This is a genomic window from Pseudomonas sp. JS425, assembly GCF_018223845.1.
In the GTDB taxonomy this organism is placed as follows: domain Bacteria; phylum Pseudomonadota; class Gammaproteobacteria; order Pseudomonadales; family Pseudomonadaceae; genus Aquipseudomonas; species Aquipseudomonas asiatica.
Map to the genome: position 1 here is coordinate 2,716,224 of NZ_CP073661.1, position 21,565 is coordinate 2,737,788.

The 21,565-nt window shown below is 61.4% G+C and carries 19 protein-coding genes and 1 pseudogene; 13 read left to right on the forward strand and 7 right to left on the reverse strand.

Annotation, left to right across the window (positions count from 1 at the left end; translation table 11 throughout):
* Window positions 1-106 precede the first annotated feature (106 nt).
* Entirely contained in the window at window positions 107-838 is a 732-nt protein-coding gene (locus KDB76_RS12455; RefSeq protein ID WP_038409431.1) for a helix-turn-helix domain-containing protein, read from the forward strand.
* On the opposite strand, the gene KDB76_RS12460 is transcribed toward KDB76_RS12455, so the two are convergent.
* Window positions 813-1,538 carry a hypothetical protein gene (locus KDB76_RS12460; protein ID WP_023663331.1) on the reverse strand — a complete coding sequence of 242 codons (726 nt, stop codon included), beginning with the start codon at window positions 1,536-1,538 and terminating at the stop codon, window positions 813-815. The genes KDB76_RS12455 and KDB76_RS12460 overlap by 26 nt on opposite strands.
* Window positions 1,539-1,732: 194 nt before the next feature.
* On the opposite strand from KDB76_RS12460, the gene KDB76_RS12465 reads away from it, so the two are divergent.
* From KDB76_RS12465 to KDB76_RS12475, 3 genes are all read left to right on the forward strand, one after another.
* Complete coding sequence (locus KDB76_RS12465) at window positions 1,733-2,293, forward strand: Hsp20/alpha crystallin family protein (protein WP_023663330.1); 561 nt, start codon at window positions 1,733-1,735, stop codon at window positions 2,291-2,293.
* Between the two features lie 63 nt (window positions 2,294-2,356).
* Window positions 2,357-2,821 (forward strand): CBS domain-containing protein, encoded by a 465-nt coding sequence (locus KDB76_RS12470; RefSeq protein WP_003256840.1) that lies wholly within the window; start codon window positions 2,357-2,359, stop codon window positions 2,819-2,821.
* A gap of 44 nt (window positions 2,822-2,865) precedes the next feature.
* On the forward strand, window positions 2,866-5,241 hold the full coding sequence (locus KDB76_RS12475) for a phosphoketolase family protein (RefSeq protein ID WP_023663329.1): 2,376 nt from the start codon (window positions 2,866-2,868) through the stop codon (window positions 5,239-5,241).
* Window positions 5,242-5,248: 7 nt separating this feature from the next.
* On the opposite strand, the gene KDB76_RS12480 is transcribed toward KDB76_RS12475, so the two are convergent.
* From KDB76_RS12480 to KDB76_RS12490, 3 genes are read right to left on the reverse strand one after another with little or no spacing between them, the layout of a single operon-like run.
* Window positions 5,249-5,674, reverse strand: coding sequence for a potassium channel family protein (locus KDB76_RS12480; protein WP_003256841.1), 426 nt, complete (start codon window positions 5,672-5,674; stop codon window positions 5,249-5,251).
* 27 nt (window positions 5,675-5,701) lie between these two features.
* Window positions 5,702-7,543 carry an ATP-dependent zinc metalloprotease FtsH gene (gene ftsH / locus KDB76_RS12485; RefSeq protein ID WP_038409434.1) on the reverse strand — a complete coding sequence of 614 codons (1,842 nt, stop codon included), beginning with the start codon at window positions 7,541-7,543 and terminating at the stop codon, window positions 5,702-5,704.
* A gap of 27 nt (window positions 7,544-7,570) precedes the next feature.
* The gene (locus KDB76_RS12490) at window positions 7,571-8,218 is read right to left on the reverse strand and encodes a BON domain-containing protein (RefSeq protein ID WP_003256842.1); all 648 of its coding nucleotides are present in this window, start codon (window positions 8,216-8,218) and stop codon (window positions 7,571-7,573) included.
* 197 nt (window positions 8,219-8,415) lie between these two features.
* Here KDB76_RS12490 and KDB76_RS12495 point away from each other — a divergent pair, with 197 nt between their 5' ends.
* The 4 genes and pseudogenes from KDB76_RS12495 (at window position 8,416) to KDB76_RS12510 (ending at window position 13,600) form a co-directional block, all read left to right on the forward strand.
* A complete protein-coding gene (locus KDB76_RS12495; RefSeq protein ID WP_024086880.1) occupies window positions 8,416-8,670 on the forward strand; it encodes a hypothetical protein in 255 nt (84 codons plus the stop codon).
* A 5-nt stretch (window positions 8,671-8,675) separates the two neighbouring features.
* On the forward strand, window positions 8,676-10,958 hold the full coding sequence (locus KDB76_RS12500; protein WP_038410398.1) for a heavy metal translocating P-type ATPase: 2,283 nt from the start codon (window positions 8,676-8,678) through the stop codon (window positions 10,956-10,958).
* A 110-nt stretch (window positions 10,959-11,068) separates the two neighbouring features.
* A pseudogene (gene groL / locus KDB76_RS12505) lies at window positions 11,069-12,681 on the forward strand (chaperonin GroEL).
* Window positions 12,682-12,709: 28 nt separating this feature from the next.
* Window positions 12,710-13,600 (forward strand): universal stress protein, encoded by an 891-nt coding sequence (locus KDB76_RS12510; protein WP_023662712.1) that lies wholly within the window; start codon window positions 12,710-12,712, stop codon window positions 13,598-13,600.
* Between the two features lie 15 nt (window positions 13,601-13,615).
* Here the strand turns inward: KDB76_RS12510 and prs are convergent, their stop codons facing one another.
* Window positions 13,616-14,575, reverse strand: coding sequence for a ribose-phosphate diphosphokinase (prs, locus tag KDB76_RS12515; RefSeq protein WP_038409436.1), 960 nt, complete (start codon window positions 14,573-14,575; stop codon window positions 13,616-13,618).
* Window positions 14,576-14,729: 154 nt separating this feature from the next.
* On the opposite strand from prs, the gene KDB76_RS12520 reads away from it, so the two are divergent.
* Complete coding sequence (locus KDB76_RS12520) at window positions 14,730-15,221, forward strand: BCAM0308 family protein (protein WP_023662714.1); 492 nt, start codon at window positions 14,730-14,732, stop codon at window positions 15,219-15,221.
* A gap of 55 nt (window positions 15,222-15,276) precedes the next feature.
* On the opposite strand, the gene KDB76_RS12525 is transcribed toward KDB76_RS12520, so the two are convergent.
* Window positions 15,277-16,266, reverse strand: coding sequence for a universal stress protein (locus KDB76_RS12525; protein ID WP_031325551.1), 990 nt, complete (start codon window positions 16,264-16,266; stop codon window positions 15,277-15,279).
* A 69-nt stretch (window positions 16,267-16,335) separates the two neighbouring features.
* Here KDB76_RS12525 and KDB76_RS12530 point away from each other — a divergent pair, with 69 nt between their 5' ends.
* The gene (locus KDB76_RS12530) at window positions 16,336-17,226 is read left to right on the forward strand and encodes a universal stress protein (RefSeq protein WP_023662716.1); all 891 of its coding nucleotides are present in this window, start codon (window positions 16,336-16,338) and stop codon (window positions 17,224-17,226) included.
* A gap of 1 nt (window position 17,227) precedes the next feature.
* Here KDB76_RS12530 and KDB76_RS12535 read toward each other — a convergent pair whose 3' ends face one another.
* The gene (locus KDB76_RS12535) at window positions 17,228-17,803 is read right to left on the reverse strand and encodes a phosphoribosyltransferase family protein (protein WP_023662717.1); all 576 of its coding nucleotides are present in this window, start codon (window positions 17,801-17,803) and stop codon (window positions 17,228-17,230) included.
* Between the two features lie 271 nt (window positions 17,804-18,074).
* Between KDB76_RS12535 and KDB76_RS12540 the strand changes: the two genes are divergently transcribed.
* From KDB76_RS12540 to KDB76_RS12550, 3 genes are read left to right on the forward strand one after another with little or no spacing between them, the layout of a single operon-like run.
* On the forward strand, window positions 18,075-19,268 hold the full coding sequence (locus KDB76_RS12540; protein WP_023662718.1) for a cation:proton antiporter: 1,194 nt from the start codon (window positions 18,075-18,077) through the stop codon (window positions 19,266-19,268).
* Between the two features lie 39 nt (window positions 19,269-19,307).
* Entirely contained in the window at window positions 19,308-20,639 is a 1,332-nt protein-coding gene (gene potE, locus KDB76_RS12545) for a putrescine-ornithine antiporter (RefSeq protein ID WP_038409439.1), read from the forward strand.
* The gene (locus KDB76_RS12550; protein WP_023662720.1) at window positions 20,636-21,550 is read left to right on the forward strand and encodes a transporter substrate-binding domain-containing protein; all 915 of its coding nucleotides are present in this window, start codon (window positions 20,636-20,638) and stop codon (window positions 21,548-21,550) included. The genes potE and KDB76_RS12550 overlap by 4 nt, the downstream gene beginning before the upstream one ends.
* Window positions 21,551-21,565 lie beyond the last annotated feature (15 nt).

The following is a 21,565-nucleotide window of genomic DNA, read 5'->3' on the forward strand; positions in this document are numbered from 1 at the left end:
CAAGCTTTAGTGGGGCACCACCATGACCCTTGGTCAGTTGCCTCAGAAACCTCGGGCGAAGCGGCTAGCGTTTATAGAGCCCGCAAGAAAAAGCGGAGACATCGTCATGTCAGGCCCTGAAGATATGGGTATAAAGCCCCAGGTAAAGTGCCTTGCGTGCTCTTTGAGCCGACTGTGCCTGCCCGCCAGCCTAAGCGTCGATGAAGTGGAAAAGCTGGAGCGTATCATTCGCCGTAACCGCCCTTTGAAGAAGGGCGAGTATCTGTTCAAGGCCGATGAGCCCATGGGGCATGTGTTTGCCCTGCGCTCAGGGGTCATCAAGAATTTTCTGATTGATTCCGAGGGCAACGAGCGGGTCACCGGCTTCGTTCTGCCGGGCGAAATCTTGGGGCTGGACGCTATCGGGGCAAGTCATTATCGGAGCTATGCGTTGGCGCTGGACGTTTCGCTGGTCTGCTCGATCCGGCTGGACCAGTTGGTTGATCTGTCGGGGCAGATACCCGGATTGCGCTATCAACTGTTGCACATGCTCAGCCTGGGTATTCAAGGCAAGGACGAACACCTGCGCTGCTGCCACGGGCGAGCCGAGCAGCGCCTTTCGCTTTTCCTGTTGGGCATGGCGGCGCGTTATCAAGAAAGAGGTTTGCGTGCAGACGTCCTTAATCTGCCCATGTCGCGAGGAGATATCGCAAACTACCTGGACCTTACCCTGGAAACTGTCTCCCGGCTGTTCAGCCGGTTCAATCAGGCTGGGCTCCTGCAATGCGTTGGCCGGGAAGTCCGACTCATCGATCAACAGGGCCTGCTCAAGCTCAGTCGGATGGAGGAGCCGAATTGAGGGCCTCGAGAATCCTGTCATAACGTTGCACAGGCCCATTCAGAGGAAATTGACAATTCCAGAATGGACGCGACACATGGTCTGCCCGCAACCAGATACGCTGTATCGGGACACCTTTTTGCCAACAGATGCGCGCGGCATGCCTTGCCACCAAGGATGGCGCGCAGCAGTAGACAGTGTCCGGCTTGAAATCCTCCAGCTGTTCAGTCAGTTGACTCCAAACGCTTCTGCTGTTGCGCGGCACCGAGGTAAACGCTGAGATCCATGGCTTACATTCAGCGGGCAGGTGCTCCTGCTCAAAGCTTTCGTGCAACAGCCTCACCTCTACCCAAGGTAGCCAACAGCGAACCTCATCCAGTGTGCAAAGTAGCGCCAAAACCCCCTCACCGTGAGTGATAGCCAGCAGTCGCACAGTCTGCAAGGGCACCGGCCATGCGCTGCCCAGAGGGCCTGAGTACTCGAGCAGATCTCCGACCTTCAATGCCAGGACGCTGCGGGTGGCGACCATGAACCGACCTGCTGCGCCAGGCATGCTGATGTAGTTGCAGGTCCAGCGCTGGGTTTGATTCGTCAGTTGGCAATACTGGCCTGGCATCGCCTCGCTGCGTTGCGGGTTGCACAGCATCAGGCGAAGGTACTGTATGCCGGGCCCCGGCAATGTTTCCAGCAAACGGACACACTCACTGTCATCCTGGTCCATATGCGTCTCGAACAGGTTTGGGCGGGCCACGTTCCATATAAGCTAAGCCCCTGCGATGGCAACACTTTGATCAGGATCAAACCGACAGAGGATGGTGGCCGCATCCTGATTGATAAAGGTCAAACGGGGGCTTGCCTGCCAGCGCAATATCGAGGCGTCTCCCAGGGAGGCATTACTCATTAGAGGAGGTCGCCATGTCCGAAACAGCGAAGAAAGTACCTGTCACTTCCGCAACCACCCAACCTGCCAAGGCTACGCCGCCAAGTACCGAGCCATCGGACCTGTGGCGCCCATTCCAGCAGTTGCGGCGTCAGATCGACAGCCTGTTCGACGATTTCGGTCGCCGGCCATTGCGCATGCCGTTCAGCCATACCCCGTTCGATGTCGAGCCATTCTGGCGCCGTGAACTGTTCAGCCATGGCATGCCGGCGATGGATATCAGCGAACTGGCCGATGAGTTTCGCATCAGCGCCGAACTGCCTGGTGTGGACGACAAGGACATCGAGATCAAGCTGGTCAATGGCAACGTTGTGATCCGCGGCGAGAAGCAGGAAGAGGTTGACGAAAAACGCAAGGAGTACCACTTGTCAGAGCGGCACTACGGCAGCTTCGAGCGGGTTTTCCAGCTACCCCGTGAAGTAGATGCGGAAAAGATTAATGCACAATTCGCCAAGGGCGTGCTGCTGGTGCATCTGCCCAAGCGTGCAGAAGCGATTCACCCTGAGAAAGTGATTCCTATCAAAAGCAGCAAGTGATTGACCTGACCGATTTCAGGAGCAGGGACGCTCCGTCTTCGCATTCCAAAAAGGTGAAGCATCATGTCCATCGGCAAATACTGCAACCGGGATGTGGTCACTGCGCTCCCCAGCATTTCGATCTTCGCCGCAGCGCGGATGATGAGTCGGTACCACGTCGGTGACCTGGTGCTGGCCGAGCCTGTCGATCGAGACCGTTACCGGCCTATCGGCCTGATCACCGACCGTGACCTTGCGCTGAGGATCATCGCCTGCAACCCTCCTGACCAGGAAGACCTCCAGGCCATCGATGTCCTGCCACGCCCATTGATTACCGCAAACCAGAATGAAGACCTGTTCGATGTGATTCTGAACATGCGACGGGCCAACATCAGGCGGATCCCGGTGGTCGATGACTTTGGCCTGTTGGTCGGCATTGTCACTGCAGACGACCTGGTGGGGCTGTTGGCCGACCACCTGCACGAGCTGACCTTGCTGATCCGTCAGCAGAGCCGACGGGAAGAAGATATCCGCGCCGGGGATATCTGAACGCGTACACATACGCGTGCGCGCCATCGACAGAGAGGGCGATCATGAACGATTATCCAGGTACCGAGGAACTCGAATGGCTGGATGCCTACTGGCGGGCCGCGAACTACCTTACCGTTGGCCAGATCTATCTCCAAGGCAACCCCTTGCTGGCCACCCCGCTGAAGTTGGCCGACATCAAGCCTCGGTTGCTGGGGCACTGGGGCACATCGCCGGGGCTGAACCTGATCTACACCCATCTGAACCGGCTGATCCGCCATTACGATCTCAACATGCTCTTCGTCACCGGCCCTGGCCATGGCGGCCCGGCCATGGTTGCCCAGGCGTATCTGGATGGTACCTATACCGAGCTGAACCCTGCGATAGAACGCAATGCGCAGGGGATGGCACGGTTGTTTCGTCAGTTTTCATGGCCGTATGGCATTGGCAGCCATGTCGGCCCGCATGTTCCGGGTTCTCTGCACGAGGGTGGCGAGCTTGGCTATGCCCTGGTCCATGCCTATGGCGCTGCCCTGGATAACCCGCAGTTGATCGTGGCCTGCGTCATAGGCGACGGCGAAGCGGAAACCGGCGCGCTGGCCGCAAGTTGGCATTGCAACAAGTTCCTCAATGCCGCGCGCGACGGTGCGGTACTGCCGATCCTGCATCTGAACGGCTACAAGATCGCCAACCCGACGGTGCTGGCGCGGATCAGCGAGGACGAGCTGACCAGCCTGATGTATGGCTATGGCTATGACCCCTATTTTGTCGAGGGCGACGAACCGATGGAAGTTCATCGGGCGTTGGCCAGGACGCTTGATGTGATCTACGAGAAAATCTGCCAGATCCAGCGCCTTGCCCGGCACACCGAATCGGGCGTAGCCATCGACCGGCCGTTGTGGCCAATGCTGGTATTGCGCACCCCCAAAGGCTGGACGGGGCCGAAATTCGTCGATGGGCAGCGGGTAGAAGGGACCTGGCGCTCCCACCAACTGCCCCTGGGTGATCTTCGCAAGCCGCTGCACTTGCAGCAATTGCAGCAATGGCTGGAAAGCTACCGCCCTCATGAGCTGTTCGATGCCCAGGGCGCGTTGTTGCCGGAACTGGCCGCACTGGTCCCGACCGGACGGCGGCGCATGAGCGCAAACCCTCATGCCAATGGCGGGCTGCTGTTGCGGGCGCTCGACCTTCCGCGCTTCAGCGATTACAGCGTGAAGATGGACGCACCTGGACAGGTGCGTGCAGAGGCGACGCGGGTTCTTGGCAGTTACTTGCGCGATGTCATGAAGAACAGCCTGGTGTCCCGCGATTTCCGCCTGTTCGGGCCTGACGAGACGGCGTCCAACCGGCTGGACGCCGTGTTCGAGGCGACCAGCAAGGTCTGGCTGGATCCCCACGGCGTCGAAGATAACCACCTCGGGCCAGACGGCAGGGTAATGGAGATACTCAGCGAACATATATGCGAAGGTTGGCTGGAAGGTTACCTGTTGACCGGTCGGCACGGCCTGTTTTCCTGCTATGAAGCATTCATTCATATCGTCGATTCGATGATCAACCAGCATGCCAAATGGCTCAAGACCGCCGCCGAAGTGCCTTGGCGCAAGCCGATCGCCTCGCTGAACATCCTCCTGACTTCGCATGTCTGGCGCCAGGACCACAACGGCTTCTCGCACCAAGACCCAGGTTTCCTCGACCTTATGGCGAACAAGAAGGCCGACCTTGCGCGCATCTACCTGCCACCGGACGCCAATTGCCTGTTGTCCGTGGCTGACCATTGCTTGCGCAGCCGTGACTACATCAATGTGATCGTTGTCGGAAAACAGCTGGAATGGCAGTGGCTGGATGGGCAGGCGGCGAATCTGCATTGCCAGGCCGGCATCGGGCGTTGGGCATGGGCCAGCCATGATGATGACCTGCCGGAGGTGGTCCTCGCCTGCGCAGGCGATGTGCCGACGCTGGAAGTGCTGGCGGCCGTGACCCTGCTTCGTGATTACGTTGGCGACCTGCGGGTGAGGGTGGTGAACGTGGTTGACCTGATGGCACTGCAATCACCGCAACAGCATCCGCACGGGTTGCCCGACAGTGACTTCAACGCGCTGTTTACCGAAGAGCAGCCGGTGATCTTCGCCTTCCATGGTTATCCTGCCCTGATTCACCGCCTGATCTACAAGCGTGCCAACCCGCAGCGCTTCCATGTGCATGGTTTCCGTGAAGAAGGGGCCACCACCACGCCGTTCGACATGGCAGTCATCAACAACCTCGACCGCTACCAGCTGGTTCTCGATGTGTTCGAACGCGTGCCTCGCCTGCGAGCACAGGTGGAGCAGGCGCGAACCCGCTACTGGTCGACCATGGAAAGGCACAAGCTGTACCTCATCGAGCATGGCGAAGACATGCCTGAGGTTGCGCAATGGCACTGGACGCCACACCCAGACGCCTGAACAGGCGCTATTTGGCTTTCCAGTATTTCTGCATTTCGAGGAACAGGAACGACGCGGTCCAGGTGATCAGCACCAGGCCTGTCAACGCTTGCAGGCCGGTGAGGTACTTCAGATGGCCGTTAGGCGCGATGTCGCCAAAGCCTATCGTGGTGTAGGTAGTGAAGGAAAAGTACACGCAATCCAGGAAGCTGCCGTCGAAGTTGCCACTGAGCGTGCCCCAGCCTTCGGCGTGAATCATCAGGTAATACACCAGGGCGAAACACCAGACCTCCAGCGCATGAGCCAGCAGCGCGCCGAATACGCCTGCTACGATCCGGAATCGGCTCCACAGTTTCAGCCGCGGTAGCCAGTCGTTCAGGCGCAGCAGGCATTCGTAGTGGATGATCACCACCAGGATCACCACCAGCATGTTGATCAATGTGACGGTGAGCATGGTCGGTACTCGGACTGGATCGGAGTGTCATTTGGCCGCATCGACCAGATTATAGGTGGCAGGGTCCTTGGCCACCGGCAGCAGCGCCGGGAATTCTTCCGGGGTGATGGTTTCCCTGGCCAACAATAGGCGTGCCCCAGTGTCCAGGTCGGCGCGTCGTTGCTCGAGCAAGGTCCGGGCACGGGCGTAAGCGTCTTCCAGCAGGCCTCGAATACCCAGGTCGATTTCGCGCGCGGTCTGCTCTGAGTAGTCCTTGCGCTCCTGGCGCAACAACGATTCGCCCAGGTAACTGGCCTGTTGGCGCTCCAGCACTGCCTGGCCCAGTTCCGTGCTCATGCCGAATCGGGTGATCAACTGGCGGGCGATGTCGGTGGCGCGTCGCAGATCGTCGGCAGCCCCGGTGGACACCTGGCCGAATACCAGGCTTTCGGCGGCTCGCCCGGCCATCAGCACGACGATCCGGTCGCGGAGCATCTGCGCGCTGATCAGGTAGCGGTCATCGGTCGGCCGTTGCAGGGTGAACCCCAGCGAGCCAGCGGCCCTGGGGATGATCGACACCTTGTGCACCGGGTCCATCGCCGGCAGGCTGCTTGCGGCCAGCGCGTGGCCCATCTCATGGTACGCCACGACCTGGCGTTCATCGTCGCGCAGCACGTTGCCCTTGCGCTCCACGCCTGCCACCAGGCGCTCGACGGCAGCGGTGAAGTCCTGCAGCTCGACCCATTGGCTGGCACGTCGGGTGGCGACGATGGCGGCCTCGTTCACCAGGTTGGCCAGGTCGGCGCCGGTCAGGCCGGGGGTGATGTCGGCGATGCGTTCGCAGTCCAGGTCGTTCTTGTAGACGATCTTGTGCAGGTGCACCTTGAGGATCGCCAGGCGACCCTTGCGGTCAGGCCGGTCGATCAGGATCTGCCGGTCGAACCGTCCGGCTCGCAGCAGCGCGGGGTCCAGTATCTCAGGGCGGTTGGTCGCCGCCAGCAGCACGACGCCTTCGCGTGGGTCGAAGCCATCCAGTTCGGCCAGCAGTTGATTGAGCGTCTGTTCCTTCTCGTCATTGCCACCCAGGCTGCCGATGCCACGCATCTTGCCCAGGGCATCCAGTTCGTCGATGAAAATGATGCAGGGCGCGGCGCGTCGGGCCTGGTCGAACAGGTCGCGCACCCGCGCCGCGCCCACGCCGACGAACATCTCGACGAACTCGGACCCGGAGATCGAGAAAAAGGGTACCGCCGCTTCGCCGGCGATCGCCTTGGCCACCAGGGTCTTGCCGGTGCCCGGGGGGCCGACCAGCAATGTGCCCTTGGGCACATGCGCCCCCAGACGGGCATAGAACGCCTGGTTCTTGAGGAAGGACACCACTTCGGTGAGTTCGCCCTTGACGTCGTCTATGCCCGCCACATCGGCGAAGGTGACCTTGATGTCACGCTCGACGTAGACCCGGGCGCGCGACTTCCCCACACCCATCAGACCGCCCAGGCCTTGTTTATCGGTTACCCCACGAAACAGGAAGAACCACAGCGCCAGCATCATTATCAGCGGCATGAGCCAATCCACCATGGCAGCCAGGTTGCTGTCCTCGGCAACTCCGGTGAACGTCACGCCCGTGCGGCCCAGTTGCTCGCTCAGTTGCGGGTCGATCCGCACCGTGGAGAACATCGAGCGGCCGGCGATGGGTTCCTGCAGCTTGCCCAGGATACGGTCGTGTTCGACCCGAAGGTCGCTGACCTTTTGCTGCTCCAGCAATTGCAGGAACTGGCTATAGGAGATGGTCTGCACGGCCGCACGGTCGAATAGGCCGAACTGAATGGCGGCCAGCACGGAAAGCCCGATCGCCAGCAAGTACAGCTTCCAGGGCTGATCTTTGTTCATGACCATATCTCGTGGTGGGTAGCCGGGTCAGGCGATCAACAAGTAGTCTTCGACCTTGCTCACGCCCGGCACCGCCCAGGCGGCGCGCTCGACCAACTCCCGTTCGCGAAGCAAATGCACCTTGCCTTCCAGCCTGACCACACCACCGTTGACGGTGACGCGAATGCCTTCGGCCTGAATCTCGGCGCTGCGCTTGAGTGCCTGTTCGATGTGGTGGCGAATATCGCTGGCATCGGCCCGCGCCTTCAAAGTGATGCGGTTCTGCACGCTGATCACGCCCGACAGACGCCACACCGCCTGTTCGATCACTTCCTTCTGGTATTGCCAGTCCAGTTCGCCTTCCAAGGTCACCGTGCCTTTGTGAACGGTGACCTTGATGCCCTCGACATTGGCATCCGAGCTCCAGGCGATGATCTTCAGGGCACGGCTGGCAATGGTATCGTCGGCGGTGCCTTCGAGTTTGTTCAGCCGGACTTCGATTTCCTCGGCCAGCCCACGCACGCCTTTCATGGCTTTTACGGTGCGCTCGGCACTGATCTTCTGGGCATAACTGCTGACATGGCCTGACAGTGTGACCACACCGTCCTGCACCGTCACACCGATGCTGGCGGCATTGATGTCAGGTTGAAACGCCAACTCTTCGAGCACCAGGTCGCGCAAATCAAGGTCGTTCATGATGGTCTCCGCTATCCATTGGAAAGGTGGGCTGAGATGTTCTCAGCCCATGTTTCTACCCCCCAGCGGTATTACGTGATTGACAAAGGTCAAAACCGGCGCGCTATCGCACGCTGGGCGAGATTGATAAATGTCAGGCTGCGCTGAGTGGCGATGCCGATACTGAGGGTGTCTTGGGCATGCGCGAGGGCACCAACATGCAACGCTATCTGCTTGCCGGATTGTCCAGTCTGCTGCTGGCATCGGCTTCGGGCTGTACCCCTTGGCACGCTGAAGAATACGACGCGCGCCTGGAGTCGGCCGAGAACAACGCGGCTACCGCCCGTTTGCGGGCCGACCAGGTGTGCTACCGCATCGACCTGGTCGAGCAGACCGCCAACGAGGCACTGCGCAGAGCGACCCAGGCCCAGGAACAGGTCCAACAGTTGCTGCAGCAGGCCAAGCGTAAGTGACCGCCATGTCACGTCGATGGCTGGACCCAAGCCTGTTGCTGGTCTGCGTCCTGGCCTTGCTGCTCGGAGGGCTGGCCTATGCGGCGCAGCAGCCGACCTGGGCTGCGCTGATCTGGGCCGCCGGCAGCGCGATCATGGCAGCGGTGCTGGCGGTGGAAATGGCCCGGCGCCTGGCCAGGCGTGAGGCGGGTATTGACCTGATCGCGCTGATGTCGATTGGCGCGGCCCTGGCCCTTGAGCAGATGCTGGTAGGCGCCGTGGTTGCGCTGATGCTTGCCTCGGGCCGTACATTGGAGACTCTCAGCTTGCGTCACGCCGAGCGCGAGTTGCGGGCACTGATCGACCGGGCCCCTCAGCGGGCCTGGATTCAAGAGCAGGATGGTTTGCGTGAGGTACCGGTGGACGAAGTCCGCGCTGGGCAGAGTGTACTGGTGCGCCTGGGTGAGATCGTGCCGGTGGACGGGTGGTTGCAATCCGAGCAGGCGACCCTGGACGAAGCTGCGCTGACTGGCGAATCGTTACCGGTTACCCGCCATGCCGGTGAGCCGGTGGCCAGTGGTGTGACCAACTCCGGTGCGCCGCTGCTGTTGCTGGCCACGCATACCGCGGCGCAAAGCACTTACGCTGGCATCGTGAAGCTGGCCGAAGCGGCACGTCAGTCACGGGCACCTTTCATGCGCCTGGCCGACCGCTATGCGCTGGCGCTGATCCCGCTGACATTGCTCATTGCTGCGCTGGCGTGGTGGGCCAGTGGCGATGTGCAGCGAGTGCTTGCCGTGCTGGTGGTCGCCACGCCTTGCCCGCTGATACTGGCGGTGCCAATTGCCATCATCTCGGGTATTTCGAGGGCTGCACGGCGCAACATACTCGTGCGTGACGGCGAGGTGCTTGAAGCCCTGGCAGGCATCCGCCAGGTGTTCCTCGACAAGACCGGTACCTTGACCAGTGGTCATGCCCAGTTGCAGTCGATCGAACTGAAGGGGCAAGGCGCGCCGTTGCAGATGCTGCAGTTGGCCGCTTCGTTAGCCCAGTCATCGACCCATCCGATTGCCCAGGCCATCGTTCATGCTGCCCGCCTGCGCAACCTGACGCTGACCGCGCCCGAGCAGGTGCAGGAAAGCCCCGGCCAGGGGCTTGCCGGGATCGTTCAAGGCAAGGCTGTACGCTTGGGCGCCCTGGCCTATGTGCAGAACGAGAAGGACGATGGCCAGTGGGCACAGGCACGTTTGCAGCAACTGGACTACCTGGCCAACAGCGGCAGTTTCGTGGCGGTTGACGGTGAGTTGAAAGCGGTACTGCGGCTGGCCGATGACCTGCGCCGGGAAACCCCCCAGACACTGCGCCGCCTGCGGGCGCGCGGGATCGAAAAGGTCGTCATGCTCACCGGTGACCGCCCGGAAACGGCGGAAATGGTTGCGCTGGCGGCGGGTATCGATGAGCTTCGCTCGGGGCTCTCGCCAGTCGACAAGATTCGCCTGGTGCAGGACGGCTGCCGCATGGCGCCCTCGCTGATGGTCGGCGATGGCATCAACGATGCGCCAGCATTGGCGGCGGCCGATGTCGGGGTTGCCATGGGCGCTTCTGGCGTCACGGCCTCTGCCCAGGCGGCCGGTGTGGTGTTGCTGATCGATCGTCTCGATCGATTGGTCGATGCCTTGGATATCGCCCGGTACGCCGTGTACATCGCCCGTCAGGGGGTATGGGTGGGCATGAGCCTGTCGTTGCTGGCCATGCTGGTTGCTGCCGCCGGCTACCTGCCCGCGTTGCTGGGGGCGGTGTTGCAGGAAGGTATCGACCTGTTGATCATCGTCAACGCCTTGCGTGCGCTGGGCCCCTTGACGGCCGGACGACGCAGCGGGCTTGCCGTCGAGGACCTGGATCGGTTGCAGGATGAGCATCGGCAACTCGACGGGTTGCTGACGGAGCTGAGCCAGATGGCCTGCGATTTCGCCAAACGTCCCATCGAGCAGGCGCGGGACGACCTGGGCAAACTGGTCACCGGCCTGCATGACCTTCTGGAACGCCACGAGCGCGATGACGAGCGTCGTTTGTATCCGCTGCTGAGCCGCTTCATGCAGGGCGAAGATCCGCTCTCGGCGATGAGCCATACCCACCGGGAAATCTTCCGCCTCATCCATCTTCTTTCCTGCATGAGCCAGGATTTCAACCGGGCGGCAGCGAGCCCGAGCCCTGACGACATCCAGCACCAGCTGATACGCCTGGACACCTTGGCCAAGTTGCATTTCGACCAGGAAGAAGCCCTGTACCGGTACCTGGATCAACGCTGAGCGCGGCGTTCAGCGCCCTGTAGGGTTGATAAAAATCAAGCACACAACACGGTGCAGCGGGATGCTGGCAGCAGTTGTTCTCTGCCCTGGCCTGAACGGGAGGCAATACCATGCCCCACAGCAAAATCCTGTTTCGCTCCGCAGCGCGGGAGAAAATCCTCAGTGGTGCCACCCAGCTCGCCGATGCCGTGCGCGTTACGCTAGGGCCCAAATCGAAATCGGTACTGATGCAAAGCAGTTGGGGTAAACCGACTGTCTGCAACGATGGCGTGACCATCGCCAAACGCGTCTTTCTGCAGGATCCGGAGGAAAACCTCGGCGCACAGATGCTGCGCCAGGCGGCCGAGCGCACTGGTGAAGCGGTGGGTGATGGCACCAGTACCGCAACTGTGCTCGCTCACGCGATCCTGGCCGACGGCGTGCGCAACGTGGTGGCCGGAGCCAGTGCCATCGATCTCAAGCGAGGCCTGGACAAGGGCTTGGCGCTGGTCATCAAATCGTTGCTGGCGCAGTCACGACAGGTCTGCACTGCCAAGGAAAAAGCACAAGTGGCGACGTTGTCAGCGCACAACGATCCGTTGATTGGCCAGTTGGTCGCCGATGCCCTGGAAAAGGTTGGCGTGGAAGGTGTGGTCAGCATCGAGGAATCCAAGACCACCGAAACCAAGGTCGAGATCATGGATGGCATGCGCTTCGACCGAGGCTATGTGTCGCCTTACTTCGTCACCGACACCGAGAAGATGCAGGTCGAACTGACCGATGCCTGTGTCTTGCTATGCGATCACAAGATCGGCGCACTCAACGATCTGCTACCCCTGCTGGAACAGGTGGCGAAAAGCGGTCAGTGGTTATTGCCGAGGACATCGACGGCGAGGCCCTGACCACGCTGGTAGTCAACCAGATCCGCGGCGTACTGCGCGCGGTGGCGGTGAAGGCTCCTGGGTATGGCGACCGGCGCAAGGAAATACTTCAGGACATCGCGGTGCTCACGGGGGCGACCCTGGTGTCGGCAGAGCTTGGCGTCACGCTCGATCAGTTGCAGCTGTCCCAGCTTGGCCAAGTGCACCGTGCGGTGGTGTTGAAGGACAGCACCGCGTTGATTGGAGGCAGTGGCACGCAGCAAGCGGTGGCTACCCGCGTTGCGCATATCCGCGCCCAGATCGAGGCCAGCACCAGCGATTATGATCGGGAAAAACTGCACGAACGCCTGGCCAGGCTTGCCGGCGGTGTGGCAGTGATACGTGTCGGGGCACCCTCCGAGGCGGAGATGAAAGCGCGCAAGGACGCATTGGACGATGCCCTGGCCGCCACCCGTGCAGCCATCGCCGAAGGCATCGTGCCTGGCGCCGGCCTGGCTTTGCTGAAGACTGTGTCGGTGTTGCTCGCTGAAGAGGAGAACAGCGAAGGCGATATGCGTACGGGCCTGCAGATACTGCGCCGTGCGCTGGAGGCCCCGGCGCGGATGATTGCCGATAATTCCGCGGTGGACGCGGGTGTGGTGGTGGCACGCATGCTCGCCGAAACGGGCAGTATCGGGTTCGACGCGGCGGCCAACACCTATGTCGACCTGTACGAGGCCGGCATCATCGACCCCACCAAAGTGGTGCGCATCGCCCTCGAGAATGCTGTTTCCGTCGCCAGCATCCTGCTGCTGACCGAGGCAACCATGACCGATATCCCGGAAAAACCAGCACCTTTGATGCAACCCCCAATCCCTGAGTGATCAGGCGAACCGATCATTGGAGGCTACCATGAGCCACTATCAACGCCTGTTGCTGATCCTGCGCCCGGCATTGTGCCAGTCCTGTGCCTTGGAACAGGCTGCCGCCCTGGCCAGGTCAAGTTCGGCAAGCCTGCACATAGTGGGTTTGCTGGAGTCGCTGGACAAGCTCAGGTTCCTGGAGACAGGTGACCCTCGGAGCGAGCGGCAGGCTTACCTGCAATCCCAGCAAGACCAGCTCGAGGCTCAGGCCAAGGTGCTACGAGCCTCGGGTGTGCAAGTGACGACGGAAGTCGCCTGGAGCAGCGATTTGCAGGCGGATATTCTCGAACATGCCCTGGAGATGCAGCCGGATGTACTGCTCAAGCAGGTCGAGCACGAGCCGGTGCTCAAGCGGGCCTTCTTTACCCCGTTGGACTGGCAGTTGCTGCGCCATTGCCCGATCCCGGTCTACCTGTTGGGCGCCGCCAGGCCGGCCTTGCCTCGCCAGATCGTCGCGGCGGTGGACGTGGCCGATCAATCACCCGAGGGCCAGGCGCGCAATAACAGCATCGTCCAGCAGGCCAATGCGCTGGCCTTGCAGACCGGCGCGCAACTGGACCTGCTGTTCGCCTGTGACCTGACCATGGCCTACATGGGCGACATGGGATATGGCGCCTGGGCTATTGGCGACGTCGGCGAGTCCTTGCGCCACGCCCTGGAGGACGATTTCAAGGCGCTGGCCGACCGCTACGGTGCGCCGGCCGAACGCAGGCACTTCCTGCTGGGCCGCCCGGTCGCGGTGCTGAGTGAATATGTCGAGACCCACCCGGTGGACGTCATCGTCATGGGCAGGCCGCTTGCCCGTGGGCTGGACCGACTGTTCGGCAGCACCACGGAGCATGTGTTGTACCAGATACCCTGCAATATCCTGGCGGTGTAGGGCGATGTCTGGGGTTCATGCTCCCCAGCCCCGGCGGTTGGCAAGCAACTCGGCGACCAGGGCGCTGGTATCGACGATATCCAGCCGCTGCAGGCATCGCACGGGCAGGCGAAAGGGCGCGATGCTGTCGGCCACCAGTACCCGTTCGAATACCCCGCTGTCGAATAGCTCGCCACCAGTGGTGAACAGGCCATGGGTGGCAGCGGCCAGCATGCGGCTGGCTCCGGCCTGTCGGCAGGCCTGGGCTGCGCGCAGCAGCGTCTGCCCCGTGCTGATCAGGTCGTCGAACACGATGACAGTGCTACCTGCCACGTCACCCACCAGGTGTTCACCGCTCAGGCCCGCCTGCTGGCGGTGCTTTTCCATCATGGCCACAGATACCGGGCGCCCGAGCAGGTCCGCCAGAACCTGGCGAAACTGCTCGGCGCGTTTGATGCCGCCAATATCCGGCGACACGACCGTGACTGTCTGCTCACCGAGCAGCGGGGCCAAGTGTTGGGCGAACAGCTCGGTGCATTGCAGGTTCCAGCTCGGGATTCGGTAGGCGTTGTCGAAGGCGCTGGGGTTGTGTACGTCCAGCGCCACCACGCGGTCGACACCGATGCTTTCCATCAGGCAAGCCACATGGCGGGTGATGGTCGCATCCTGAAACTCCACCTTGCGGTCCTTGCGGCCATAACACAGGTAAGGCGTGATTGCTGTCACCTGGCTGGCACCGGCGTCCTTGAGCGCACCACAGAAGAACAGCAACCGGCACAGCTTGTCGTGTGCGCTGTGGTGCGCGTCGCCATAGAGCGAGTGAAAGACGATGACCGATCGACCGTCGACCGATTCGCCAGGCCAGCATTTGTGTTCTCCGTCCTCGTAGTCACGCTCTTCATGTGCTGACAGTGTCCACCCCAGGCGTTGCGCCACGGCATTCCCATAGGCCTGGCTGCCTCGCAGGGCGAACAGTAACGGCGGTGTGTCATTCATGCCCTGCGCTCCATTGGTCGTACATAGCAACATAAGCTGAGTTGGACTGTGGGGTTTGACGTTTATCAAGTCGAGCATAGCCAGCAGGCGGACACTGGGCAGGTCAGAGCATGCCAAGGCCTGCGCACCTATACCCTGCACGGAGAGTACGCCAATGGACAAATACCAGAAAAGCCACAAGGACAAACTGTTCAAGCCACACCCGTTCGACCCCTATGCCACGCCGCTTCGTTCTGGCGGCAGCGCGCGTTGTCCGCAATGTGGCGTTGTCTACCACGGAGGGGAGTGGCACGCCTATGGGGCGATGGGGCCTGGGCCGGTGGATTCGATTGTCTGCCCCGCATGCCGACGTATCGAGGACCGTGCCGCTGCCGGACAAGTGCGGGTGTCGGGCCGTTTTCTGGCAGCGCACGAAGAGGAGATTCGCAAACTCATGCATAACGTGGAGCAACAGGAAAGGCAAAGGCATGTTCTTGAGCGCTTGATAGCCATCGAGTACCAGCAGGATCAACTGGTAGCAACCACCACTGGTACCCACCTGGCCAACCGCATCGGTCATGAGCTGGAGGCCGCCTACGATGGAACTTGCAGCTACCGTTACAGCGACAGCGATGTGTACTTGAGTATCGACTGGCATCGCGACTGAGGTCAGTTCGCCTGGTTTCACTCCAGGGAGAAGGTGAAACCAGGCAGGTGATCGTTCAACCGTGGATCGCCAGAATGCTGGAGTGAACCTTGTACAGGGTTTGCTCTGTAGTACTGCCAACGACCTTGCTCACCCCCTCGTGGTAGAGCGTACCCATCACTACCACATCGAAGCCATGCTTGTTCGCGTAGTCGCTGACCACGTTACGGGCAGCGCCTCGCACCAGGTGCAGATGATCTGGCTTGATGCCGTAGCGGCCGCCGAACGTCGCCATGCGCTCGCGCGCGCGACCAGATATTTCCTCTACCAGCTTGTCAGTCCAGGCCACGGGTGCGGCGGCATAGGCAACGAAGCTGGTGCTGGGTTCATAGGCCTGCAGCAGGTGCAGTTGCGCCTTGCATCGCTGTGCCAGTGCCTGTGCCGATTGCAGGATGTGGTCGTTGAGCCTGTCGATCACCGGGTCGTGCTCGACAAGATCCACGGCGACAAGGATGCGCGCTGGCAGCTTGGTTTCAGCCTGGGCCACCAGGTGCATCGGGATCGGGCAACGGCGCAGCAGTTGCCAGTCCAAGGGGGTGAGCAGGGCACGGCTCAAGGCGGTTTCGTGCCTGATGTCCTTGATCACCATCTCCACCCGGTGCAGTTGGGCCAGCCGGATCAAGTCCTTGAGCGGGTCTTCATCGTCCAGTGTCTCGGCGTAGGCGGTAATGCCCAGTTCGCCCAGCGCCTTCACCTGGTCGGCGAGCCAAGCCTTGCGGTGCTCGGCGTCCTGCTTGCGGGCATTGCTGCGCAGCACCTGGTCCAGGGTGGCCAGGCGTGAGGGCAGTTGACTGAGCACCACCAGGTGCAAGGTGGCGCCTGTCGTACTGGCCAGCGCCTGAGCACGCGTCAGGGCAGGCGAGGGGTGCAGGTCTGGATGGCAGATCAGTAGCAGTCGCGAGTAAGCGTTCATGATGGCCTCCACGGCGATGGCAGCCTCGATGAAGGCCCACCGGTACAGGCCAAGGGTGACGCACTGGGGCTTGATGGCCTTGATATTTATCAAGATTGGCTGAGCGGCAGCTTCGATAATGACAGCGGTGCGGCACCCCATATTCGCGCCAGGAGGTGGCTGATGAGCCCGTACCGCCGGATTCTTCTGGTCATGACCAAGGTCCAGGCCCATGCCGCGATGCATCGGGCCATGGCATTGGCTCGAGCGTCAGGTGCCTTGTTGCACGTACTGGGCATCCACGCCACCACTGAGCCTGGCCTGCCCGAGCCAGGGCAGCAAGCTTCACAACCTTCAGCCGCGTTCGCGCACTTCAGTGCCGGGCTAAAGGCTTTGCTCGACGAGCAGGCGCCCGCAGGGTTGCACACCACCTTCGAAGCGCTGGAAAGCTCCATGGCGCGTGACCTCGTACCGGCGTGCATTGCACGCTTTGCGCCTGACTTGGTGATCAAGGGGCTACCCGCCAGTCCGGTACCTGGCCTGAACGACAAATCCTCGGTTGACCATGTGTTGCTGCATACCAGTAAGGTGCCATTGCTGCTCGTGCCTGCCGAGGCCAGGGCCATGCCCGCGAACATACTGGTGGCCGTGGATGTGGCCAAGGCCGACCTTGCGCAGCAAGCGCTGAACCATGCGCTGGTGGAGGCAGGCCGGCAACTGGCGAGCCCATGCAACGGCCAGGTCCATCTGCTGTCGGTCTACGATCTACCGTTGGCCATGCTGGCCAATCCCGACCTGGCAGCGCCATGGGCGGAGCAAGTGCGCGAGTCACTCCAGCTACCATTCGATGAACTGGCCGATATCCATGGCATTCCCTATGCGCAGCGCCACTTTATCGAAGGTGCGCCGCTGCGCGTCATTCAGTCTCTCGTCCCCACGCTGAAGATCGATGTGGTGGTGGTCGGCGTGGTGCAGCCCAGACGTTGGGCCAAGCTGATCGGCGATACTACCGAACGGCTCGTCAATCATGCCCCGTGCAGCGTTCTGGCAGTCAGGCCCCCGTCAGCCGATTGATTCAGGCGGTATCGCCGGCTCGGCCGTGGCGAATCACTTCCACGCTGAAATCCGCTTCGAAAGGCGGCACATGACATTCGACGATGTCCTGCTCGGCGACTTGCAGGTGTATGCCCACGATGTGTGCATGCACGGGTTGGCGGCAGGCGTGACGGTCAACGAGCACCGCGCTGAGTACCCGTCGCGCCCCAATCTCAGCCAGGTAAGCGCAGGTGCGCAGCAGGGAGTGCCCTTCGTACAGCACGTCATCGACCACCAGCAAGGTGGTTTCGGCCAGATTCAGTTTGGCCAGCTCAGGGTTCTCGGTGAGCTGCGTATGGGCATGCAGGAGGCTGAGGTCGTCGGCGTAGCGCTTGACCTTGATCGGGTAGAGCGGCAGTGGCGCGGCACTTCCGGTCAGTTGCTGCAAGTGCAGTTGCAAGCGCCGCGCCAAAGGCTCACCTCGGCGTTGAATTCCCACCAGTACCAGGGGCTGCGCAGGCATCAGCGCCAGGGCCTGATACGCCATTGTACGCAGCACGCTATCGAGATCTTGTTCGTCATACAGGCGAACGCGTGAGGGAGCGGGGCGGTTCATGATTCTTGTCCGTAGCCGGCCAATGGTCATTGGCAAATTACGCTGCCACCGCCAATTGGACTTGATAAAAGCCAAGCACAGGTCAGTTCCATGACAATGCTTGCGGTCGATGTCGAGGGCATTGGGGCTGGCACCGCCCGATGCGCAGCGGTCTTGCAGGTTAATTACTTCAACTGTTGACCTAAGATAACTTCTGCCGCCTTTGGGATCGCCGCGCCACGGACGCAGTGGTAGCGTTTTTATACAGTCGTGTCGATCACGGTGGGTTGTCATGTATCAGAATCTGGCTGTCCTGGCTGCCTTGCTGGTGCTTTACGCCAACCTGGCCGGCGCGCTCGAATCCAGACCCGTCAACGGGCCCCTGTTGTTCCTGCTGGCGGGCCTGGTGGCCGGCCCGGCCGGGCTCGGGTTACTGAACCTTTCCCTGGACCGCCATGATCTTCGGCTACTGGCCGAGCTTACCCTGGCGATCGTGTTGTTCAGCGATGCTGCCCATGCTGATCTGGCTCAGTTACGCCGCAACCGGAGCCTGCCGCTGCGCCTGCTGGCGATCGGCTTGCCGCTGACCCTGGTCGCCGGTTGGCTAGCTGCGTGGCTGATGTTTCCACGCATGCCCTGGCTGGAAATGGCCCTGTTGTCGACAATCCTGGCCCCCACCGATGCCGCCCTTGGCAAGGCAGTGGTGACCAACCCCCTCGTGCCAGCCAGCGTGCGTGAAAGCCTGAATGTCGAAAGCGGGTTGAACGATGGCATTTGCGTGCCGGTGCTGCTCTTGTTGCTGGCATTGTTGATGGAGAGCCGCTCGACGATGCCTTTTGCCCTGGGGGGATACTTCTTGTTTGAGGAGTTGGGTATCGGCGCACTGACGGGGGCTGTGCTGGCGCTGATGGTGGGAGGGTTGTTGCGTCTTTCGCAGCGCCGCTGCCTGCAGGTGGAGTCTTGGCAACAACTGGTAATGCCCGCCCTGGCGTTGCTGAGTTTCGCCAGTGCCCAGGCAATGGGCGGAAGCGGTTTCATCGCGGCATTCTGCGCAGGATTGCTTACGGGGTACCTGTTCAATCGGGAAACGCAACTGCTGCTCAAGACCGGCGAATCCTGCGGTGAAGCGCTTTCGCTGCTGACCTGGGTGGTGTTCGGTGCCTACGTTGCGCCCAAGGCCTCGCAAATCCTGTCGCCCTCGGTATGGTTCTACGCGCTGCTGAGCCTGTCGCTGGTGCGTATGGTGCCTGTCTGGGTCAGCCTTGCCGGGAGCGAACTGACTGCCGATAGCCGTCTGTTCATTGGCTGGTTCGGGCCGCGTGGTCTAGCGTCTATCGTTTTCGCTGTGCTGGTACTCGATGCACGGTTGCAAGAGGGCAGCACGATCATCGCCACGACTATCGCTTGCGTCGTGCTCAGCGTGGTATTGCACGGCATAAGCGCTGCACCTGGGGCCCGTCGGTTGGGACGCAGCGTTGGAAAGTGACGATCGGTTCTTCGACAGGCTTTCGCGGAGGTTGCCGCCATGCGTGAAAAAGCAAAGAAAATGGGCCTGGTCGGACTGACGACACTGGTCACGGTAAACATGATGGGGTCCGGCATCATCATGCTGCCGGCGAGCATGGCGCAGATCGGCGCTGTCTCGCTGTTGTCCTGGGTGATCACGGCCATAGGCTCGATGGCTATCGCCTACTGTTTCGCGCAATGCGGCATCTACTGCACGCAATCGGGTGGCATGTCTGCCTACAGTGAACAAGCCCATGGCAAGTCTGCTTTCTTTCTGTGCTCCTACCTTTACTTTCTGTCACTGATGATTGGCAACGTGGCCATCGCCATTTCCGCCGTGGGCTACCTCACGCCTTTCATTCCCTGGCTTGGCAGTGGCGGCGGGCCGCTACTGGCAGGAGCGGTGATGTTGATCTGGTTTACCACCTTGTCCAACCTGGGTGGCGCCGAGGTTACCGGTCGTATTGGCGCGGTCAGCGTGTGGGGTGTCATCGTCCCGGTTGCCGGCTTGAGCTTGATCGGCTGGTACTGGTTCAGCCTCGCAACCTTCCAGGACGCCTGGAATCCAGGTCAAATGCCGGTGGCTCAGGCCATAACCAACAGCATTCCACTGACCTTGTGGGCGTTCCTGGGTATGGAATCAGCTGCGCAGAACTCCGACGCGGTGGAAAATCCGAAGCGCAATGTGCCTCTGGCATGCTTGCTCGGCACCCTTGGCGCGGCCGTGATCTATATCCTCTCGACCAGTGTCATCCAGGGCATCGTGCCGAATCCGGAGCTTGCCAACGCCAGCGCGCCCTTCGCCATGGTCTATGCACAGATGTTCAACGACTCCGTCGGCAACGTGATCATGGCATTGGCGGTGATCGCTTGCGTCGGTTCGTTGCTTGGCTGGCAGTTCACCTTGGCTGAAACCGCCAGGGTCACCGCCGGGCAGGGGCTTTTCCCAACGCTGTTTACACGCACCACGGCCCGTGGCGTGCCACTGGCGGGCATGCTGACCTGCGCGGTGCTGCAGAGCCTCATTGCCCTGTCGACGCTCTCGCCCAATGCCAGCGCCCAGTTCAGCAAACTGGTGAACCTGGCTGCCGTGACCAACATCATCCCCTACATCACCTCGCTGACCGGGCTGTTGGTGATCATGTACAAGGCCCAGGTACAGGCAGCCATTTTTCGCCGTAACAGCGCAATCATGGTGGTCGCGGTTTGCTATTGCTTCTACGCACTGTACGCCTCGGGCCTGGAAGCCGTATTCGGTGCGGCACTGATCATGGCGCTGGGTTACCTGCTGTTCGGCTTCATTGCCAAACGTTTCGTCAAGGCGCTGGACATGATCGGAGGTGCGCCATGAAGCGCGGATCGAAAGTGACCGGTTGGTGTCTTTTCAGTTTGCTGTCGTGCGCGTCAGCGGACAGCACCGTCGCCGCTGCCGACACGTTGGGCCGGTTACGCCAGGAGCAGGTGCTGAACCTCGGATTCATGGAGGGGTTCGCACCCTTCTCATCAGGCAGCGATCAGGCTCCGGAGGGGTATTCCATCGACCTTTGCCAAGCAGTCGTCGCACGTATTCGGGAATTGCCAGGGCTCGCTGGCTTGCAGGTGCGCTGGCACTCACTGGCAGAGCCAGAGGCTGTTCGGGCCGTGGGCAACGGGCAGGTCGACCTGCTGTGTACACCGATGGTGGAAACCAAAACCAGACGAGGCACGTTGGATTTTTCCATTCCGGTGTTTACCTCCGGCCTCGCGGCTTTGGTCAGGCGCGATGCACCTGCCAGCTTGCTCAGCCCCCTCAGCGGTAGCACGGACAATACCGGCCCGCGCTGGCGCGCGACGATCAATGCAGGGCTGAGCAAGCACAGTTTCGCCGTATTGCGTGGCACCTTGAGCAGCCGCTGGGCCCATGAGCGGATCCGCCAGCTTGGCTTGCAATCCACGCTCGAGGAAGTGTCGACGTACGAGGAGGGGGTGCAACGGGTGGCCGACCGCAAGGTCGACGCGTTCCTCGGAGACAGGGTGGTCCTGCTGGCCCACCAGGCCCGGCAAGCCGAACGCGACCAGCTGTGGGTTCCGGATCACCTGTTCGTCATGAGCCGGGTGGCGTTGTCGATGCCAAGGGGAGATGTTGATTTTCGCTTGTTGGTGGATACCGCCTTGAGCCAGGCCCTCTCGGGCCCGCAAGGTGAGGCGCTGTTCGTTCGCTACCTAGGTCCACAGTCCGCACAGGACCGCTTGCTGCAAAGCCTGTATCCGCTGCCGGACTAGTTGGCGGGGATGGTG

Excerpts from the sequence above, each read along its gene's own strand:
- KDB76_RS12455 (WP_038409431.1), top strand. The coding sequence starts at position 107 with ATGTCAGGCCCTGAAGATATGGGTATAAAGCCCCAGGTAAAGTGCCTT.
- KDB76_RS12475 (WP_023663329.1), top strand. The coding sequence starts at position 2,866 with ATGAACGATTATCCAGGTACCGAGGAACTCGAATGGCTGGATGCCTAC.
- KDB76_RS12490 (WP_003256842.1), bottom strand. The coding sequence starts at position 8,218 with ATGAACGACCTTGATTTGCGCGACCTGGTGCTCGAAGAGTTGGCGTTT.
- potE (WP_038409439.1), top strand. The coding sequence starts at position 19,308 with ATGCGTGAAAAAGCAAAGAAAATGGGCCTGGTCGGACTGACGACACTG.
- KDB76_RS12495 (WP_024086880.1), top strand. The coding sequence starts at position 8,416 with ATGCAACGCTATCTGCTTGCCGGATTGTCCAGTCTGCTGCTGGCATCG.
- prs (WP_038409436.1), bottom strand. The coding sequence starts at position 14,575 with ATGAATGACACACCGCCGTTACTGTTCGCCCTGCGAGGCAGCCAGGCC.
- KDB76_RS12550 (WP_023662720.1), top strand. The coding sequence starts at position 20,636 with ATGAAGCGCGGATCGAAAGTGACCGGTTGGTGTCTTTTCAGTTTGCTG.
- KDB76_RS12510 (WP_023662712.1), top strand. The coding sequence starts at position 12,710 with ATGAGCCACTATCAACGCCTGTTGCTGATCCTGCGCCCGGCATTGTGC.
- KDB76_RS12500 (WP_038410398.1), top strand. The coding sequence starts at position 8,676 with ATGTCACGTCGATGGCTGGACCCAAGCCTGTTGCTGGTCTGCGTCCTG.
- KDB76_RS12540 (WP_023662718.1), top strand. The coding sequence starts at position 18,075 with ATGTATCAGAATCTGGCTGTCCTGGCTGCCTTGCTGGTGCTTTACGCC.
- KDB76_RS12470 (WP_003256840.1), top strand. The coding sequence starts at position 2,357 with ATGTCCATCGGCAAATACTGCAACCGGGATGTGGTCACTGCGCTCCCC.
- KDB76_RS12535 (WP_023662717.1), bottom strand. The coding sequence starts at position 17,803 with ATGAACCGCCCCGCTCCCTCACGCGTTCGCCTGTATGACGAACAAGAT.
- KDB76_RS12520 (WP_023662714.1), top strand. The coding sequence starts at position 14,730 with ATGGACAAATACCAGAAAAGCCACAAGGACAAACTGTTCAAGCCACAC.
- ftsH (WP_038409434.1), bottom strand. The coding sequence starts at position 7,543 with ATGAACAAAGATCAGCCCTGGAAGCTGTACTTGCTGGCGATCGGGCTT.
- KDB76_RS12530 (WP_023662716.1), top strand. The coding sequence starts at position 16,336 with ATGAGCCCGTACCGCCGGATTCTTCTGGTCATGACCAAGGTCCAGGCC.
- KDB76_RS12465 (WP_023663330.1), top strand. The coding sequence starts at position 1,733 with ATGTCCGAAACAGCGAAGAAAGTACCTGTCACTTCCGCAACCACCCAA.
- KDB76_RS12460 (WP_023663331.1), bottom strand. The coding sequence starts at position 1,538 with ATGGACCAGGATGACAGTGAGTGTGTCCGTTTGCTGGAAACATTGCCG.
- KDB76_RS12480 (WP_003256841.1), bottom strand. The coding sequence starts at position 5,674 with ATGCTCACCGTCACATTGATCAACATGCTGGTGGTGATCCTGGTGGTG.